Source organism: Ereboglobus sp. PH5-10, assembly GCF_029504735.1.
Taxonomy (GTDB): Bacteria; Verrucomicrobiota; Verrucomicrobiia; order Opitutales; family Opitutaceae; genus Ereboglobus.
Genome location: NZ_JAQFIP010000013.1, coordinates 1 through 18,745, shown reverse-complemented (window position 1 = coordinate 18,745; position 18,745 = coordinate 1). Strand labels below are relative to the sequence as shown.

Annotated in this window: 15 protein-coding genes; 9 read left to right on the top strand and 6 right to left on the bottom strand. The window is 51.3% G+C overall.

The annotated features are described in order from the left end of the window. Positions 1–17: 17 nt before the first annotated feature. The 7 genes from M2447_RS10740 to M2447_RS10710 all read left to right on the top strand — a co-directional run bounded on the left by M2447_RS10740 (position 18) and on the right by M2447_RS10710 (position 8,886). Positions 18–3,170 carry a CusA/CzcA family heavy metal efflux RND transporter gene (locus M2447_RS10740; protein WP_108825457.1) on the top strand — a complete coding sequence of 1,051 codons (3,153 nt, stop codon included), beginning with the start codon at positions 18–20 and terminating at the stop codon, positions 3,168–3,170. Positions 3,171–3,245: 75 nt separating this feature from the next. Next, complete coding sequence (locus M2447_RS10735; protein ID WP_277558599.1) at positions 3,246–3,659, top strand: hypothetical protein; 414 nt, start codon at positions 3,246–3,248, stop codon at positions 3,657–3,659. An 11-nt stretch (positions 3,660–3,670) separates the two neighbouring features. Then, on the top strand, positions 3,671–4,015 hold the full coding sequence (locus tag M2447_RS10730) for a P-II family nitrogen regulator (RefSeq protein WP_108825459.1): 345 nt from the start codon (positions 3,671–3,673) through the stop codon (positions 4,013–4,015). Positions 4,016–4,048: 33 nt separating this feature from the next. Then, positions 4,049–6,013: a heavy metal translocating P-type ATPase gene (locus M2447_RS10725; protein ID WP_108825460.1), complete on the top strand. Its 1,965-nt coding sequence runs from the start codon at positions 4,049–4,051 to the stop codon at positions 6,011–6,013. Positions 6,014–6,316: 303 nt separating this feature from the next. Then, positions 6,317–6,793: an outer membrane beta-barrel protein gene (locus M2447_RS10720; protein WP_277558598.1), complete on the top strand. Its 477-nt coding sequence runs from the start codon at positions 6,317–6,319 to the stop codon at positions 6,791–6,793. A gap of 98 nt (positions 6,794–6,891) precedes the next feature. Beyond that, positions 6,892–7,776: a UDP-2,3-diacylglucosamine diphosphatase LpxI gene (gene lpxI, locus M2447_RS10715; protein WP_108825462.1), complete on the top strand. Its 885-nt coding sequence runs from the start codon at positions 6,892–6,894 to the stop codon at positions 7,774–7,776. Positions 7,777–7,962: 186 nt separating this feature from the next. Continuing rightward, a complete protein-coding gene (locus M2447_RS10710; protein ID WP_108825463.1) occupies positions 7,963–8,886 on the top strand; it encodes an AraC family transcriptional regulator in 924 nt (307 codons plus the stop codon). Here the strand turns inward: M2447_RS10710 and M2447_RS10705 are convergent. Further along, positions 8,883–9,773 carry an AAA family ATPase gene (locus tag M2447_RS10705; protein WP_108825464.1) on the bottom strand — a complete coding sequence of 297 codons (891 nt, stop codon included), beginning with the start codon at positions 9,771–9,773 and terminating at the stop codon, positions 8,883–8,885. The genes M2447_RS10710 and M2447_RS10705 overlap by 4 nt on opposite strands. Positions 9,774–9,785: 12 nt before the next feature. Then, the gene (locus tag M2447_RS10700) at positions 9,786–11,204 is read right to left on the bottom strand and encodes a type IV secretion system DNA-binding domain-containing protein (RefSeq protein ID WP_277558596.1); all 1,419 of its coding nucleotides are present in this window, start codon (positions 11,202–11,204) and stop codon (positions 9,786–9,788) included. A 285-nt stretch (positions 11,205–11,489) separates the two neighbouring features. Between M2447_RS10700 and M2447_RS10695 the strand changes: the two genes are divergently transcribed. Next, positions 11,490–13,388, top strand: a complete 1,899-nt coding sequence (locus M2447_RS10695) for an ATP-binding protein (protein WP_108825466.1) — start codon at positions 11,490–11,492, stop codon at positions 13,386–13,388. A gap of 12 nt (positions 13,389–13,400) precedes the next feature. Here M2447_RS10695 and M2447_RS10690 read toward each other — a convergent pair whose 3' ends face one another. The 3 genes from M2447_RS10690 to mobF form a co-directional block, all read right to left on the bottom strand. Then, entirely contained in the window at positions 13,401–13,904 is a 504-nt protein-coding gene (locus M2447_RS10690; protein ID WP_152032810.1) for a hypothetical protein, read from the bottom strand. A 132-nt stretch (positions 13,905–14,036) separates the two neighbouring features. After that, positions 14,037–14,468 (bottom strand): hypothetical protein, encoded by a 432-nt coding sequence (locus M2447_RS10685; RefSeq protein ID WP_152032811.1) that lies wholly within the window; start codon positions 14,466–14,468, stop codon positions 14,037–14,039. Further along, positions 14,465–17,296 (bottom strand): MobF family relaxase, encoded by a 2,832-nt coding sequence (gene mobF / locus M2447_RS10680; protein ID WP_152032812.1) that lies wholly within the window; start codon positions 17,294–17,296, stop codon positions 14,465–14,467. Before mobF ends, M2447_RS10685 begins: the two co-directional genes overlap by 4 nt. Before the next feature lie 716 nt (positions 17,297–18,012). Here mobF and M2447_RS10675 point away from each other — a divergent pair. Further along, positions 18,013–18,363: a hypothetical protein gene (locus M2447_RS10675; protein WP_277558595.1), complete on the top strand. Its 351-nt coding sequence runs from the start codon at positions 18,013–18,015 to the stop codon at positions 18,361–18,363. A 140-nt stretch (positions 18,364–18,503) separates the two neighbouring features. Here M2447_RS10675 and M2447_RS10670 read toward each other — a convergent pair. Further along, positions 18,504–18,745: hypothetical protein (locus M2447_RS10670; protein WP_277558594.1), on the bottom strand; the 242-nt coding region annotated here is incomplete at its 5' end.

Sequence of the window (18,745 nt, the reverse complement as noted above, 5' to 3'; positions counted from 1 at the left end):
ACTAACACGATTTTCCCATGATTGACAAAATTTTGGAGTTCGCTTTGCGCCAGCGCATATTTGTGCTTATCGCCGCAGTTGCGCTCATTCTTATCGGCTTATGGTCGGCGACACGCCTTCCCATTGATGCCGTTCCGGACATCACAAATGTTCAGGTTCAAATCAATACCTCTGTGCCTTCTCTTGCGCCCGAGGAAATTGAAAAATTGGTTACTTATCCAATCGAGGTGGAAATGGGCGGCATCGAAAAAATGCTCGAAGTTCGCTCCATTTCCAAATTCGGACTTTCGCAAGTAACGCTCGTGTTTCAGGAGGGCACGGATATTTACCGCGCGCGACAACTCGCCGGTGAACGATTGCAAGCCGTCCTCGAGGAGTTGCCACCGGGTGTAATACCTCGACTCGCTCCTATTACGACAGGGCTTGGCGAAATTTACCACTACACTATTCGATACAAGCCTGACTTCAAAGACGTTCCCGCAGACCCGATTGATCGTCTGCGTGAACTGAAGCTCGCACAGGATTACATCGTAAAACCATCGCTGCGCACTGTGCCTGGAGTTACAGAGGTGAATACATCAGGCGGGTATGAGAAGCAAATCGTCATCACGCCCGATGCCGGAAAACTCACGAGTGTAGGACTTACAATTGGTGAAATCTCGGATATAATTGCAGAGAATGTCTCAAACGCCGGAGGCTCTGTTGTTGAGAAAGGCGGCGAAGCCGTGACGGTGCGCTCTGTGGGTCGCGTGCAGACAACGGAAGAAATTGCCGATTTGCCATTAAAGTTCTCAGGGGCGCGCACTGGCATTCTGCGCATCAAAGATGTTGCCGGGGTCGCTATTGGCTCAGGCGTGCGAACCGGCTCGGCGACGCGTGATGGTGAAGAAACCGTGCTCGGCTCGGCGCTTATGCTCATCGGCGAAAACAGCCGCATAATATCAAGTCGCGTGCATGACCGTATAGAGGAACTACAATCGAAACTTCCTGCGGGAATGGAAATCGACACCGTGTATAATCGCACGGATTTGGTAAACTCCACCATTCGCACCGTTGAAAAAAATCTTTTTGAAGGTGCAATTTTGGTGATCGTCGTTCTCATCGCCCTTTTGGGCAACTGGCGCGCCGCGCTGATCGTAGCTACGGCAATTCCGCTCTCAATGCTCTTCGCGATGACAGGAATGGTTCGTTACGGCGTCTCTGGAAATTTGATGAGTCTCGGAGCCGTAGATTTTGGGCTAATTGTAGACGGAGCTGTTGTCATGGCGGAAAACGTCGTGCGAATGCTCGCCCACAAGCAGCATGAATGTGGGCGATTGCTTACCGCAAAGGAACGCCTGCAAACCGTGCTCTCTGCATGCAAACAAGTGGGGCGTCCGACAGTCTTTGGCGTCGCCATCATTACCATCGTTTATCTGCCTATTTTTTCCCTCACAGGCACCGAGGGGAAAATGTTCACACCGATGGCGTTTACTGTGGTGTTTGCTCTCGTCGGCGCACTCTTACTCGCGCTCACGCTTGTTCCGGTTCTCTGCTCGTTTTTCATGAGCGCCAAAGTAAGCGAAGGCGATAACATTGCCATACGTTTTGCAAAACGGGTTTATCGCCCGATACTTCATTTGAGCCTGCGCCTGCGGTGGATTGTCGCCACCGTCGCCATTGCCGTATTTGCGTTTTCTGCATGGGTGTTCACACATCTCGGCGCTGAATTTATTCCTCAGTTGGATGAAGGTTCTTTAGCCGCGCAGATGATTCGGACGACCAGCATCGGCCTTAATGCCTCGTTGGACATGCAGACCGCTGCGGAAAAGCTCATGCTAGAAAAATTTCCGGAGGTTACACATACTTTCGCGCGTGTAGGCACATCTGAAGTCGCCACCGACCCGATGGGTGTAAATGTCGGCGACAGCTACATCATGCTCAAACCGCCAGCGGAATGGCGGAAAGTCAATGGACGCACCATCACCAAGGATGAACTGACGGATATGATGTCGAAGGAGCTATCCGTCCACTTCCCCGGACAAAGCTACCTCTTTTCACAACCCATCGAATTGCGTTTCAACGAACTGCTTTCCGGCAGTCGGGCCGACATTGCTATCAAGGTTTTCGGCGATGATTATGAAACGCTCGAAAAAGTTGCGGGAGAGGTTCGTGAAATTGTCGAAAAAATTCCCGGTGCGGCCGATGTAGAATTTGACGCGGCAGGAAAAGCGCCAGTGCTCCAAGCTGTCATGAATCGCGCGGCGATGTCGCGCTATAATGTCCATGCCAGCGAAGTGAACAAAGTTATAGAGACAGCGTTTGCTGGTGCCGAAGCTGGAGTTGTCGTTGATGGTAATCGGCGATATCCGATCGTCACACGACTTACGGAACGGGCGCGCCGCGATTTTGAAAACGTGGCAACGCTTCCAGTGAAAACGGCGGACGGAAACCTCATCACGCTCGGACAAGTCGCCGATGTAAGCGTCACAGAAAGCGTAAATACAATCTCGCGTGAGGCATTCCAGCGGCGCATGGCGATACAGGTGAACTTGCGTGGGCGCGACGTGCAAAGTTTTGTCGAGGAAGCGCGCGCAAAAATTACCGAAAATGTCAAAATACCCGAAGGCTATTTTGTCGAATACGGAGGCGCCTTCAAAAATCTGCAAGAAGCGCGCGCACGACTTGCCATTGTCGTGCCGGCGGCACTCGCGCTTATATTTCTGCTAATCTTTTTGGCGTTCGGAAGTGTGAGACAGGCGCTTATAGTATATACTGGCATCCCTCTGGCTGTCACTGGTGGCATATTCGCATTATGGATGCGAGGGCTGCCGTTCTCCATTTCGGCTGCGGTTGGATTTATCGCGCTCTCAGGCGTCGCCGTGCTCAACGGCGTGATGATGATTTCTTTTATAAATCAACTGCGTGAAGAGGGGCGAAAAGTGCGTGATGCCGTAATTGAAGGCGCGCTCACACGCCTGCGCCCCGTTCTTATGACGGCGCTTGTTGCAGCTCTCGGCTTTGTCCCGATGGCGCTTGCCACAGGCCCCGGAGCGGAAGTGCAGCGTCCCATCGCGACAGTCGTAATCGGAGGCATCATCACGGCTACATTCCTCACGCTTGTTTTGCTACCCACGCTTTACTGCTGGCTCGAGCGGGATAATGCGAAACCCAAAGAGAAAAATTCCTGAGAGCGATCACAACCAACAACCAAAACAAAAAATATGAAAACAACCCGTATCATAATACTCACAGCCATCTGCGCAGTGGCTTCCATCACTGCGCTTATTGCCAAGCCTATCGCCGGTCCCAAAGGCGGACGCATTGTGACCCAAACGTCCCCTCATGTGGAGTTCCTCGTCGGGAAAGATCGTATAGTCACCGTCTCCTTTTACGACGACGCATTAAAATCAACACCCATTGCAAACCGAATAGTGACTGCCATCGCAGAGGCTAAATCGGGCAAGACGAGACTTGATTTCATCGAAAAGGATGGCGCTCTCGTTTCGGGCAAACCGCTCCCTGATGGCGATGGTTATACCATTGTTCTACAAGTGCGTGATTCCGATGGCGCACGCCCCAAAAACTATCGCATCGTTTTTCACGATGAAGTCTGCGCGGAATGCAAACGTGCCGAATATGCGTGCATTTGCGAAGGTGAAGATGCGCACAAACACTGAAAGGAGGGTTTATGAAAAACATAGTTGCATTCATTCGCCCATCAAAGGAAGACGCTGTGCGTCAGGCACTGCACGAGATGCCAGGCGTCACCGGAGCGACCTTTTCTGATGTGCGTGGCTTCGGACGCGGGCGCGGTCATGACCAAAGCGCAAGCTCTCGTGATGAAGCTCTTGTAGGCACACTCCGAAAGGTCCGCATCGACCTTATGGTTCCCGATAAGCACGCAGATTCAATCGCGCTTGGGATTGCTGTGGCAGCCCGAACAGGAAACCGGGGGGATGGAAAAGTATATATTCTGTCCGCTGAAAAAGCATTGCGGATAAGCACCGGTGAAACTGGTGCCATCGCAGTGTGATGAAACGAAAAACAATCGAAGCACTAACCAGCCATGCCACAATCACACTCCACGCACGATAGTTCCTCGCAGCATACCGACGCAGGCACCCTCAACCATGAAGAAAAATCCAACCGCCTTGAAACAGCCAGTCTCTTAATTTCAGGTGTCTTGGTTGCAATATCACTTGCAAACTTATGGGGAAATGTATTGCCGGAAATCGCGAAGGAAATTTTTGCGTTTACTGCAATACTTGCGGGTGGCTGGTTCTTGCTTCCGAAAGCATGGAATGCAGTTTGCCGATTGCGACCCGACATTAACTTGCTCGTCGTCATCGCAGCAATCGGGGCGAGCATCATTGGTGAGTGGCTGGAAGCATCCGCAGTAGTATTCCTGTTTGGCGTCGCGGAATGGCTTGAAGGTTGGGCTGACCGTCGTGCGAAGCGAGCCACCGAGGCACTGCTTGAACTCGCGCCCAAGACCACTCTTGCGCGCCGCGATGGAGTATTTGTCGAAATACCGGTGGAGCAAGTCACCGCAGGGGAAGTAATCGCGGTCAAATCAGGAATGGGCATTCCGCTGGATGGTGAAATTATCACAGGGGAATCCGCTGTCAACCAAGCGCCTATTACTGGCGAATCAGTGCCCGTGGATAAAAAGCTGGGCGACCCTGTCTTTGCCGGAACAATCAACGGAGAAGGTTCGCTTGAAATCAAGGTCACCAAACCTGCCGCAGATACAACGCTCGCGCGCATAATCCGTCTTGTTGCGGAAGCACAGGAACAAAAAGCACCGACGCAGCGGTTCGTGGATACTTTTGCCAAGTATTATACGCCCGCGGTCACACTTGCCGCGTTGCTCATCTTTCTTATGCCACCGCTCTTAATGGGCGGCGGTTGGAGTGTTTGGCTCTATCGTGCCTGTGTGTTGCTCATCATCGCATGCCCCTGCGCATTGGTGATTTCCACACCGGTCGGAATCGTCGCAGGACTCACCGCGCTCGCCCGACGTGGTGTGCTCGTAAAAGGTGGCGAACATCTTGAAACGATTGCCAAGTTACGTGCGCTGGCAGTCGATAAAACCGGCACAATCACCGAAGGAAAACCTCGCGTGCTCTCGATTGAATGTATCACTGCAAAATCCGAGACAGAAGTGCTCTACATCGCCGCTGGAATCGATGACCACTCTCCTCATCCGATTGCCAAGGCAATTGTCACCTATGCCAAGGAGCATGCTGTTGCTTTCACACGTGCGGCAAATTACCAGTCACACAGTGGTCGAGGCGCGGAAGGATATATAGATACGCATCCCTATTTTGTTGGTAATCATCGCTTCGCACACGAGCTTGGCCTTTGCACATCCTCGCTTGAAGTAACGCTAAGAAACTATGAGGCCAAGGGACAATCTGTTGTTATTGTCGGACACAGGCCGAATGACACATGTGCTGGCAAGATTCTTGGCGTAATCGCCGTGGGCGATAGCCTGCGTCCAAACGCACGAACTGCCGTGGCGAATCTCCGAGCAGCAGGCATCGAACATATTGTAATGCTCAGCGGCGATAATCAGCACGCTGCAGATTACGTCGCAAAAGAAGCCGGTATAGACGAAGCACGTGGCGACCTGTTGCCCGACGACAAGGTGTGCGCCATCAAAATACTGAGAGATGCTTACGAAAGTGTCGGCATGGTAGGTGATGGTGTGAACGACGCTCCGGCAATGGCCACTGCAAACATTGGCATCGCGATGGGTGCGGCAGGCACCGACGCTGCAATCGAAACTTCCGATATCACACTCATGCAGGATGATCTTGGTAAAATTGCCGAGACAATCCGCATCGGACGACGAACTCTTTCTATCGTTTATTTCAATATCGCTTTCGCGCTCAGTCTCAAGGCACTTTTCCTCATTCTGACAGTGCTCGGCTACGCCAATCTCTGGCTGGCTGTCTTAGCTGACACAGGCGCAACACTCCTAGTTGTCGCGAATTCACTGCGACTTTTGAAGGTGTCCACCAAATGACTACGGACACCTCCGAGTAAAACGGCACTGATCGGCGCCCGCATCACTTTTGCCTCAAACAAACGGCAAAAATAAAAACAACAATACAAATACATATATAATCATGAAACCCTATATAAAATACACTTGGTCACTGCTTTTTAGCATTCTCGTCGCAGGCATTCCAATCTTCGCCCAGACGGAATCAGCAGACGATTCATATGCGACACCCAAGACTGCTGGAGCGAACTTGAGTCTGGAAGGAGGCATTGCAGTCATGTGGGGCATCCCGGTGTCGAAGGCACGCAGACATTTGTCGGAGCCATGGCCGCGTTTGGCTGGAGAATAAACGAACGCAACAAGATTCAAATCGAAGCAGGCGCGCTCAAGGCAAATGACGGCGGCGGGCACAATTATTATACACCCGGAAGCAATAACACCGACCTTGATTATTTTGCTGTTCCGCTGCTCGCCTCATACAGTTTTTACATTCCACTCGGAACGCAAAAACGCTGGGAAGTTCGGGTCGGTCCAGCGGCCGGTCTATATATGATGAAAGTCGATGCCGGTGCTCCGCACAATAGCGGTTCGCGCCATGTGAAAAGCAACGACACAGATAGCACCTTTGCATACGGTGCCGGAACCGGCGTAACGTGGCACATTTCAAAGCATCTATATCTCGACGCAGGCTACCGGTATCTGCGCACTGGTGAAACCGATTACACCCTTTTTGATCGCAAGGTTAAATTCGACGCTATGGACACGCACACGTTGAACGTCTCTGTTGGTTGGAAATTCTAGGCCGCTCGCACATAGAACAAAAGCGATTCTCTCTAGTGGCGGCATCAGTCAAATATCATGATTACGTGCCGCCATTGTGAGAGATTCATACGAAGAAAATGTCCCTGACTCAACATAACACTCCGCAACGCATCGGTATTATCGCAGGCATTGGCCTGTATCCGGTAGAACTTGCGAAATTATTAAAAAATAAAAATTACGAAATATATTGCGCGGCAATACGTGATCATGCACTTCCTGAAATCGCGAAATATTGTGTCGAATACCAACCGATGGGGCTGGGACAATTCGGCAAAGCCATCCGCTTTTTCAAAAAGCATAATATCACCTCAGTCACAATGGCCGGTGGTGTTAAGAAACGCCTACTATTTTCCGCAGATTTTTTATGGAAACATTTTCCTGATTTCTATACCGCCCGGATTTTTTCCCAGCACATTCTCTCCAAGCAAAAATCGCAAGGTAATGACTCGCTTTTGATGCGATGTGTCGAGGCATTTGAATTACAAGGAATCCACATCACAGCAGCAACAGATTATGCCCCTGAGCTTATCATGAAACAAACCACCCTTACAAAAAGACGGCCATCCTCAAGCGAATGGAAAGATATTCAATACGGCTGGAAAGTCGCTCGCGAAATTGGACGTCTTGACATTGGTCAAAGCGTGGCGGTTAAGAATCAATCCATCATTGCGGTGGAAGCACTGGAAGGCACTGACGGCTGCATTAGCAGAGCAGGTTCCCTTTGTCCATCTGGTGGGTTTACCATTATAAAGATAGGAAAACCAAATCAAGACATGCGATTTGATGTTCCCTATTTTGGAGTGGAAACGCTCAAGAATCTTGTCGCCTCGGGTGCCTGCGTTCTGGCAATGGAAGCAGGCAAAACTGTTACGGTCGAAGCTCAGGAGTGCGCCGATTTTGCCGACAAGAACGATCTGTGCGTAGTTTTCGTTGAAGATGGCACTGCGCAAATGGCCGATTAGTCTGAAAATTAGCTATTTAAGCAAAACCATAATGCAGTCATGTTGGCACCTTGCAGCGCTTGTGAACATGCATATAATATATCGCGCTTTTATTTTGAAAAACCGCGTTTTTGTCCAATACGCAAAAATGATTTTCAGATACAAAGTGACCATCGCTTCATATCAGAGCGGTAGCCGCATTCCGATATGTTTCCCCAAAAAACAACTCATGGTAAACAGATCGACGCACATGTGCATAAACCATGTGTTAATGGTAAACCCGGTGGATTTTCATCCGCACTCGCATACCACCGGTTCAGGGAAATCGAAATATGCTGTAACCGGCAGCCAACTTGTTTTTTACCAGAACAAAAGAATGCACATCACAAATTTTTTCTCTTGCTCGAAGATAACATCAAAACAGAAATCACATGGGAGTTTTCATCTTATAGGGAACATTGCCAAGTAATCGGGCAGCATCTTATTTTCGTTGAGTCAGGGATCAGACATTCATTAAAATGGGAAAAAGCGGCATCATTTATTTGCCTCCTGTTGCATGATGAACTTTTCACCCAAATGACCCATGATTCAACTTGGCGTGGGATACAGATTAGGGAATGTAATGAGCTAGAAAAAGGAGACCTTCTTATTTGGTATCTAGCCTATATTCTCCAAAAAATAATAAAATCCGAATTGTCGGACGAACCAACTATATTCATTGAGGCTATTTGCATCATATTAGCGAATCAACTGTTCAAAAAGACGCAAACTGATAAGCAGCCATTATTGGTAAGCACAGGATTGAGTTCAGAACAGTTGCGCATTGTGCGCAGTTACATACATGACCACCTTTGTGAAACCGTGCTGGTGCCTCATTTGGCGGAGATCATCGACATGAGTAAGGATCATTTCACGCGTCTCTTCAAAAATACAATGGGTGTCACTCCCCACCGATACATTCTTTTGAAACGACTCCAACTGGCTCAATCGCTCATAGTCGAGGGAAAGATGCGATTGTCTGAAATTGCGCTTGCAGTCGGCTTTTGCGATCAAAGTCACTTGTCGCGCAATTTTCGCAAATTCTGCGCTGAACTCTCAAAGCAGGGAGATGATGGCCAGATATTGGGCTAACGGGACGGTGAGGCCAACAATCCATTTGCCGCACGATCTTGCAGAAAACGCTCCACGGCCCCGCGCATGGGACGCGCGCCTAGTGTTTTGTGGCACCCTTCCCGCAAGATCGTCTCCAAGTCTGCCGGAGTGACCGTGATAATGTGCCCAAGTTTATGCAAACGGGCGCATTCTCCCGCGATCATGGCCTCGCAGATTTCGCGTTGCACATCGTAACTCAGACGGGAGAACACAATTTTTTCAGTCATACGGCCCACAAGTTCAGGCCGGAGCTGTTGCCCCACCCGCGCGAGCACAGTGCGCTCAATACTCGCAAAGGGGGCGGACTGCATTCGCATCGCTTCCCCCGCGCCTATGTTTGAGGTGAAAACGACATAGAACCGCGAGAGGTTTTTCCGTTCTCCAGTGGCGAGTGTGATGCTCGCATCATCGAGGATTTGCAGGAAAAGATCGAGCACGAGTGGATGCGCCTTTTCCACTTCATCGAAAAGCAACGTGCCGCAATCCGCCTTTGCAAGCGAGCGGCCGAGCAACCCAATATCACCGACTTTTTCACCAATGAGTTTTTCAACAGACGATTGATTTTGATACTCCGACATATCGAAACGAACGGGTTTCATCCCGTTGAAAAGATAATCGGTGAAGGCATTTGTAATTTCTGTTTTTCCAACACCGGTCGGGCCGACGAACAAAAACGAGCCTTTGGGACGCCCCGGATGCGCAAGGCCGAGTTCGCCCCTCCGCAACACGGATTCGACACGTCCAATAACATGCGATTGTCCCTTGATGTGCTCGTGAAGATGCGCGCCGAGGTTGCGGAGTTGTTCGCGGCGTTGGCTGAACCAATCGACGCCGATGTTTGCACAGGCAGGCAGGGATGTATTCATGGAGAAAAAATCTTAGCGAAACCACTCGCACACGCGCCCATCGGCTTCACGCGGCGGAAGCACCACACGGCGAAATCCCGATTCACAGTGTTGCACCACAGCCTGAAACTTCCGCAGCCGGCGAAACTCATGTGGTTCGATATAATATTTTTCCTCCTCGGAAAACGAGGTCGTGCGCTTGCCCGCCGAATAGCCATAGGTGCGTTTCTTGTATTTCTTTTTGCCGAGCGTGTCGGCGGCGATTTTTGCCGATTCCTCATCGGCGGCCTTGAACATGATGCGGTTTGCCATGTTCGCGATGAACACCTTTGCCTTTTTCTCATCGCCAATCGGCGGAATGAGCGATGTGTAGCTTTGCGTCGCGGCCACGACGGTTGCCCTGGCTTCACGCATCACATCCACAACATTGTAATCGCTCGTGCCGTCATGATTCGCGGTCACGATCTTTTGCGCTTCATCCGCCCATAAAACGAGCAAGTTGTCTCCGGCGCGTTCCTTCGAGGGTCGGTCGAAACGCAGCAGCACATGCGAATAAAACACGAGCTTGAGAAGTGTGTGGATATACCGGCGTTCAGTTTTGAAGCGTTGTGGAATCGAAACGCATATCACTTTCCCCCGGTCGATTTCTGAAAAGGAGAAGGTCGATTTTTTCGGACAAAACACCTCCGCAATATCAAGCGGCGTGAAGTGTTTCAGCCGATTGGCAAGCGTGCCGCGCACACCGCCAAGTTGTTCGATGGGCTGGCTGGCAATTTGCGTTTCGTAATGAGTAAGCAACTCGCGCGCTTCCGGCGTGTTTTTATTGTCCAACATTCCGACAATTTCCCTCATCATCACATCCGACGAGAGCAATTCGTAAGCATTATCGAGCGTGACGGGCATCCCGACGCACGCCAGCGCTTGAAATGCAAAGCTCATCTGAATTTCCGCCTGTGTCTTGAAAAACGTCTGGTCGCCATCCTGCCCGAGCGACGCGGCCACATCGCAAACATCCTTGGCCTTTGCCGAAAAAGGCAGGCGGGCATCCTCAAGATAATTAAACGTGTGTGGCGGCTCCCAATCGGCGGGCGCGCTGTCCGGTCGCACTTGCAGCAAAATCAAATCGTCCTCGCGCCCGAGGTGCTTGAACATCGCCGAGAGTGTTTCCCAATAGAGTCCCTTGTCGTCGATGCAGATGCCGCCCCAACGCGGACAGTTTCGCGAAACCTGCCAGAGCATCGCATTGATCGCCGAAAGCGTCTTGCCGCTTCCCGTTTCGCCGGTGACGAGCCACCCGCGACAAAAGTCATTCTGCGACCAAGAAAACCCGCCCAGCGTCAAAATCGGTTTCGCACGCGGGCGACTGCGCACCGCCAGCACTCCGCACACCATCTGCCAGACGGCAAATAAGCCGAACCCCGTCGACATCGCCATCGCGACATACGAAGGCACTCCGACTCGCAGCGCACCCCAAGCGCATACGAGACTCACAGCGACAAGAAGCAAGTGTAACGGCATAATGGCAAAGATGGTGCGCTCTTACGGTGTAAGAGTGCATCCATGTCGCAAGCATGCCAGTTTCCATCATCCTTGGCTTGGACATTCCCGCGATTTTTGAGAACAAAAACGGGAAAACATAATTTTCCAAGTTACCCGAGCCACTACCGAGTAAAAGTGCCAAGAAAAGGAATTTTGCAGTGGAACTTAGCCCGACAACCTACATAACTTGTTGACTCCATGGACATCGAAACAACCAACGCCGTAAAGCTGTTTTTTCCAAATCCCTCATTGGTTCAGGTGTTTTTTGAATCAGTCGCAAACTCATTGGATGCGAACGCCTCTGAAATCTCAATTAACATCGAAATCCAAAGATTCTCGGCACCAGACACGCTTAAAATAACCATTAGCGATAATGGAGACGGTTTTACGAACGAAAGTTTCGAACGGTTTGCCCGTCTTTTGAAGCCACAAGACGCATTCCACAAGGGGCTTGGTCGATTGTTATTCCTAAAGTATTTTGCACGCATTGAGGTCAACAGTGTGTGGGGAGATAATAGGCGTCAGTTTACGTTCTCAGAAGCGTTTCGCGACGAGAGTAAATTGGAGAAACTGGAGAAAATTCAGTCAAATACGACTACACTCGTTTTCACTAACTTTATAGGTGAAAGACTTAAATCTTATGATGACATAAAACCGGGCGCGCTAAAAACTCGAATCATTGAACAATTTTTGCCGACGTTGCATGAGCGCAGGCGCACTCAACGTCCGTTTTTAATTAAAATCAGCCTCCAAACCGAAGAAAGTAACACACAAAAAGAGTTTTTCTCTGATGATGAAACAATCACAGCAGATGACCTACCTGAACTTCAATCTGTCAGTATTGAAGACCCACTCCTTGATGCATATGAAGGCGTGGAAATGTGGTTTCGAGTAAAGGCAGGAATGGGGGAGCGCACACTTTTGACCGCAGTGAGTATAGATGGCCGCACTATTCCCATTAAACTGTTGCAACCTCATGCCGTGCCTCCCGACCATTCGGGCATTTTTCTTTTTGTGTCCCAACTTTTCAAAGGTGCTGCGGATACCTCACGGCAAAAATTGATATTACCGGACAATATATCCGAGCCTGATCTATTAAGTGTATTACGTCGTGAAGTCGGGAAAATATTTACAGAGAAAATTCCACAAATAGCCGAAAAAAACGAAGAAGCTAAAAACCAATTTGAGAAACAATTTCCCCATTTGCTCGGCCTTTTCGAAGAAAATACTGTTGGACTTATCAACAAGGATGAGGCGCTCGACATCGCTCAAAGCAAGTTTTTCAAAGCCCAAAAAGAAGTTTTACAGTGTGAGGAGCTAACCGACTCTACATTTGAAAAATCATTGGAGCTATCGTCGCGCTCTTTGACAGAATATATTTTATACAGAGACAAGATAATTCGAAAATTCAAGGACATGTCCGGCGACAACTCCGAAGCGGAAATTCACAATCTTATTGTCCCGCGTTATCAAGAGTTCGAAGAGAGTGACTTGATACGGGACGTTTACAGCAATAACGCATGGCTTTTGGATGATAAGTTTATGAGCTTCCGCACCATTCTTAGCGAAGCGCGCATGGATTCCGTAATAGGGGCTATTACGCTTAATGAGGAAGCGACCAAAGACGAAGGACGTCCCGATATAGCCATGATTTTTTCCGCTGATCCAGCGGTAGAAGCCTCCGTTGATGTCGTTGTTGTCGAAATTAAGAAAAAAACCGACGACGAGAAGGAAAACGAATACGCAATTAATCAGTTGTTAGACCGCGCGGTAAAACTTGCCGCCCACTGTCCAAATATACAGCGCATATGGTATTATGCTGTTATTCAGGTTAATGACACTATGGCGACTCGGCTTGAGCAGCGAAAGTGGGCGCCGCTCTTTTCCCGAGGGAAAGTTTATTACCAGGAGTTTCCCACAAAGCGTCCAAATGGCTCGGTTGTTCCTACACCAACATTTGTCATGTCATTCGATGCCATCGTTGCCGACGCCGAATGTAGGAACCACACATTTCTAGAAATCCTTCGACATGGGATGAAAAAGTTTGCTGATTCAAATACACAATCACCGACAAGTGAAAAACGGGATGAGGACTAAATTTTGCTTTAGCTAAAATTGCTTTTGCGCTTCGTCTTTGGAAGCGTTGACGAACTCCTTGAACTCGGGGTTATATTTTTCTTCTATTTTTTTCATACTTGTCGGTCGAATCACTCGAATTGCCGGCTCTTTTCGCGTCCAATTGAACTTGATTGGGCCGGGTTTTATGAGGTCAGTTTCAGTTTCTGCGGAAGCATCCCAAATTTGTTGTATTTTTCTTTCCAACGCTTCTTTTGCCAACAGGTATGTATTACTGTATTTTTTTCCGCCCTCTCTCGGTTTTCCGAGCATCTGATTTAATTGTTTTTGAGCTGTTTCTTGTGCCGCTTGCTCAGTTGGCGCGCGAAATAGACGCCCTTGATACGAGTGCAGCTGCGCATCACGTATAAATTGAATATCAAGACGCCAACCACCTTCTTCTTCCGAGAAAGCAGCTATTGCGCTCAACTGTAAGCCATCCTTAACAGCCTTAACGACATCTTCTTTTTTTGCGATTTTAGCTTCAACGTATTGCATGGATTGTTAGATTACCTTCTGAATCAGTGGAATAAAGAGAAATTGACTTACAATTACCATCGTTTGTTTGGATGACGGGTGACAAGTGTGGATTTATGCCAAGGGTCCATAAAGCAATTTCAACCCTTTATCCTACAACTTGTTGACAGATATTTCTAAAACTCTTGCCGTTTTGCCAGCAATCTCAACATCAAGGTATTTCTCTGATATTTCGCATAACGCGTGAAGAGCCATTTCTTCGATAGCGCCAATAATGTTGATGAGGTTATACCCGTGCACAATTACTTCATGGCGCAGGAAGACGAGATTCAAGCGTTCGCATTTGTCTGATGTGCCAATAAATGTGGCAGATGGACTAAACCCGATACCCTGAAAACAAGCCCACGGGAGAACCCAGCATTGTTTGTCCAATTTCATGACTCGCAGAAACACTGGTGGAGATGCCGTTGGCGTTGAGGCCGGGGTGGTGATTGAGAGCGTGTCAGAGATACCGTTTGGTTTATTAGCTGCGTTGCTTACAGCATGCGCCATACGGCGACGCTCGATTTCTTCTCGAAGGCTCATGGTCGTATTCCTCTGTTTGTTGTATGGTTTTGTTGTTGTTGCGGAGGCGGCACCCACTGTCTGACTGACTCATGCAAGCGTTGTCGCGCTTGCAGTGACAATCGGTGTTGATGCTCCTCCATAAGTCTTTCGCGCATTCGCTCGACCGTCGCATCGTCCGGCTTGATCGACAGCGCCAGTTCGCGGTCGGATTCGCGCTCGATGTTAAGGCGCAACGCTTCCTTGTCGCCGGTGAACACGACGACTTTCCGCCGCGCACGCGAGATGCCGACATACCATTGGTGCCGATTTATCGGCGTTTGCTCGGCGTCATGCGAAACGAGCACGGTATCGACGGTTTTTCCCTGCGATGCATACGAAGTCACTGCGTATCCCGGCACGAACATTCGCTGCTCCGCGGAGAGTGTTTTTATCGTTCCCTCGTCGTCTCGAACCCGGATGCTTTTGTCTTTTAACACACGACATATCGTCACCAGTTCGCCGTTCCTAACCGCCTTTCCTTCGATTGAGTCTCCATTAAATTTCATCAGCAGCCGATCCCCACGCGCCAACTCTTGTTGCCGCGTCTTCACGACCACAAATCTGTCCGCATAGCGGTAGCTTATGGTCGTGGTTCTTCCGTCTTTTCCCAAGGCCACGCCGCGCTCGTCGGCGCCGGCGACCTCGTAACAATCACCACGCTTGAATCGCCCGTAATCACGCACGAAGAAAACTCGCGCATCCGGCGTGTAATACCGTGCGTCGCACTTTTGCGCCTCGCTCAAATCAGTCGATTGCCAGGACATGACCGGCACGCCTTCGCCCAGCTTTCCGGTTTCCCGCAAGCGGGAGCGAATCGCGTCGTTGGCCGCGCGCACTTCATCCCAAGTTTGGGCAACGGCGAGCACCTTTTCCTTGCGGGCAAGCGCATCGCAATACTCGCGCGCCAGTTCCGCCATGCGATCTTCGACATCGAGTTCGCGCACGCAGCCGAGCGCGTCCAGTTTGTCGAACGAATCCACCAAACGACCTTCCGCCGCCGCTTTCACCGCCGCGCGGTATTTTCGGACAAACGCCTTTTCTTCCCTCGACTGCACGGTTTGCGGGTCTTGGCGGCGAATCGCGCCCAGACGCACCGTTTGCAAACTCGTATGCTCCTCAATCGCACGCAACGCATCGGATGCCGCAACCGCGCCTTGCTGCCGGATGTCACCCGACAAAATCAATCGCCCGCCGCAAGCCTGCACTCGCTCAATCAACGCGCGCATGTCGCGTCCGCCGACTTGCCCCGCCTCATCGACAATCACGACCGCGCCACGCGGCAAACGGGCGTTCGCGCCGACCGCGAGCAACCGCGCGAGCGTGTCCGCCGAGGCCAGCCCGTCGCGCCGTAAATCTGCCGCTTGCTGATGTTGCGGCGCGATCACGACGACCGGATGCCGCGCCGCTTCCAATCCCCGCACGACTTCTCGCAGCGCAAAGCTTTTTCCCGTGCCCGCGCCGCCCTGAAAAACCGTGATAAAATCGCGGCTGCGCAAAATGCGCGAAACCGCCGCGCGTTGCTCCGCCGAAAGTGACGGTGCGGGTTGATGCGCCGCATTGAACGCGGCGTGATTTCGCACCCCGTTTTGAGCGGCAAGCACAATGGACAATTCGCAAGAAAGCGCATCCCGCGAGGTCAGCTTGCGCGACTGCGCATCGCGGATGTATCCGCGTTCCGCCACGTTTTTTTCCAAGTCCGCCAGCGCAAAATTTTCACCGCGCCCGCGCTCCAAAACTGACGACATCAACTCGTAGTCACCGACGACCGAACGCCGTTCAAACAGGTGAGCATCCGCCCATTCAACTAATTGGGGCAGCCCGCATTTTCCCACGGATGTTTCCGGCAGCGGCGGCGGCAGCTTTGGCGGCCCGATTTTCGCAAGCGCGGCACGCTCGGGTTCCGGCATCTCCGCAGCCCAATGAGGCCGCAGTTGCTCCGCCGGCATGTTCTTGATTTTCCGACGCCGCTTGTCATGCGCGACTTGCTCGCGCAGCGCTTTTTCGTTGCCGCGCAATCCTTCTGTTTCGATTCGTTTTTTCGTCTCCGCGTCGATCTGTTGATGCCGTTTGGAAAAGCGGTCGATCACGCTTTGCGGCACCCCTTGGATTTCAAATCCCGTCGGCGTGTTGGTGATGTCATAGCCGAGTTGCCGGAGCCCTTTTGCCAGTTCGTGATAATACAAATTTTCCGCGAATTTTTGCGCCCGATACATGCCCGTCGCGTGAAGCGCCTTCCACTTTTCCTCGGCAAAATCATAGGTCGCGTTGAAGACCACGCAGTGCGTGTGCAAATGGGGGTCGAGTTCCCGGCTCGTGTCATGCCGGAACATCGCGGCGGCGACTCCGCCGGTGACGCGCTCGCTATTCGCGCCGCCTTTGCGCACGCGCGTCTCTGCAAACTTTTCCAGTTCATCCATCATCACACGGGTCGCGTGATCGTGGAGCGCAATAATGCGGGCATCTTGATACAACGCGACCACCGAAACCGACTTCGGCGGACTGATCGTGAAGTCATAAAACACGCGGCGATTCGACACGGTGTGCTCGCCATCCCGGCGCGTCGTATTGTGCCGCATCGTCAGGCGCTGGCCCGTGTCGGGATGGATACCCTGGCACATCGAGAGAAACTTTTCCTCGGTGACAACGCCCTCCAAATCGAGCATCGACGCGGCGATGCCACGCCACTGACCGGCGACCACATGACCGTCCATGTAATAATCTCCAACGGCCAGATGCTCGCGAAAATATCCCAGCGCATTGGCGAGATTCAACTGCGGCTTCGGACTCAGCATGACGATACCTCCCATGCGACCGGCGCGAAACAAATCGGGACATGCCGCGCGCACTCGAAACGCACTTGCGTTTTTTGTGAGCAGGACGCCTCTCCCCTTGCCTCAGCCGGCAATGTCTTTTTTAGGGCTTTCATGCCCGCACCATACCGGTGCATTGCGAATTAAAATAGGGGCTGGAAGGGTATCGCATTTGCCCTGATTTTGCCGTGCGCAGACGGATGTGAAAAATAAGTTGCGGCACTTTTGTCCGACCGGCACGAAAGCGCGCCGCGCTCCCGCGTCCCTTGCGGGACTTGTTTCGCGGCGCGCCATCGTGCAAACGCGGAGTAATTATTGCGCGAGCCAAACGCCCAAGCGGAACAGGGGGGCGGGAGGCCCGCGTTAGCTTTTCGGAAATTCGTTGCGTTGTGCGTCTGTTTCGCGCCGCCTCCCGCCCCCCTGTTCCGCGACGGCGTTTTTGACCGCGCTGATGAACGGCGCACCTGCCTCGAAAAATAGGGGCAACCATGCCGCTTGCGAGCAGATGCAAAGGGAAATAGCTCTGCCCTGATTTTCCATTATCGCACACCGTCAAGGTCGAATGCTCCTTCGTCGCATCTCCACCACGACCGCTCGGCGCACCCGCGCCAAGCGGTCTTTGACTTGGTGTGCCGCTGGACGGGGAAATCGGGCAACAGAGGATGCCCCGGCACGACGCCGGAGACTTTCGTTGCGCGACTTCGCTTCACAACATGACCAGCGACACCGCTCAAAAATCCCGCACGTCCGCCAAGGATGCAGACCGCCAGCAAGCCATCGAATATCTCAAGGAAAGCGTCAAACCGGGTGACACGATTTACGTCATCTTGCGCAACGTGAGCAAAAGCGGCATGAGCCGATTGATTGACCTTTACCTCATAAAAAACAGCCGCCCGTTCCGCATCACATGGAATGCCGCCAGAACCCTCCAAGTTCCTTACGACCGCAGACGCGAGGCACTACGCATCGGCGGCTGCGGAACCGACGTGGCGTTTGAAGCTGTTTACAACCTCGGCTGGGCGTTGTTCAACGATACCGGCGCGCTCACACATCAGTGGATTTGATCGCACATATAAACATGCTCGAAACCCTAAACGCGACGGCACACACCGTCGCGTTTTTAATTGGGCAATTTAGATGTGGACGAAGAAATGCTCAGGACATTTGCCCTGATTTTTGAGTGCAAAGTTCAGATATGCTGCCCTCACTTGGCATGTTCTTTTATAGGCATTTGCGGCTGCTTGTGAAGATGACATTTCCAGAAGCTGCCGCATATTCGATTGTTGCTATCCACAAGAAGCTCTGTGGTGTATGTTTTATGAGCAGTAACAGTGCAGATAGGCTGGATCCTTGAGGTTACCCCTGATTTGTGGACAGGAGGTGCAGACATAACCACAAAAGAAAAACAAACATGCCAAAAACAAAACCAGCCTACACGCCGGAATT

Coding starts and splice junctions, on each gene's coding strand:
- M2447_RS10740 (WP_108825457.1), top strand. CDS start 18: ATGATTGACAAAATTTTGGAGTTCGCTTTGCGCCAGCGCATATTTGTG.
- M2447_RS10730 (WP_108825459.1), top strand. CDS start 3,671: ATGAAAAACATAGTTGCATTCATTCGCCCATCAAAGGAAGACGCTGTG.
- M2447_RS10725 (WP_108825460.1), top strand. CDS start 4,049: ATGCCACAATCACACTCCACGCACGATAGTTCCTCGCAGCATACCGAC.
- M2447_RS10720 (WP_277558598.1), top strand. CDS start 6,317: ATGGCCGCGTTTGGCTGGAGAATAAACGAACGCAACAAGATTCAAATC.
- lpxI (WP_108825462.1), top strand. CDS start 6,892: ATGTCCCTGACTCAACATAACACTCCGCAACGCATCGGTATTATCGCA.
- M2447_RS10710 (WP_108825463.1), top strand. CDS start 7,963: ATGTTTCCCCAAAAAACAACTCATGGTAAACAGATCGACGCACATGTG.
- M2447_RS10705 (WP_108825464.1), bottom strand. CDS start 9,773: ATGAATACATCCCTGCCTGCCTGTGCAAACATCGGCGTCGATTGGTTC.
- M2447_RS10695 (WP_108825466.1), top strand. CDS start 11,490: ATGGACATCGAAACAACCAACGCCGTAAAGCTGTTTTTTCCAAATCCC.
- M2447_RS10690 (WP_152032810.1), bottom strand. CDS start 13,904: ATGCAATACGTTGAAGCTAAAATCGCAAAAAAAGAAGATGTCGTTAAG.
- M2447_RS10685 (WP_152032811.1), bottom strand. CDS start 14,468: ATGAGCCTTCGAGAAGAAATCGAGCGTCGCCGTATGGCGCATGCTGTA.
- mobF (WP_152032812.1), bottom strand. CDS start 17,296: ATGGGAGGTATCGTCATGCTGAGTCCGAAGCCGCAGTTGAATCTCGCC.
- M2447_RS10675 (WP_277558595.1), top strand. CDS start 18,013: ATGACCAGCGACACCGCTCAAAAATCCCGCACGTCCGCCAAGGATGCA.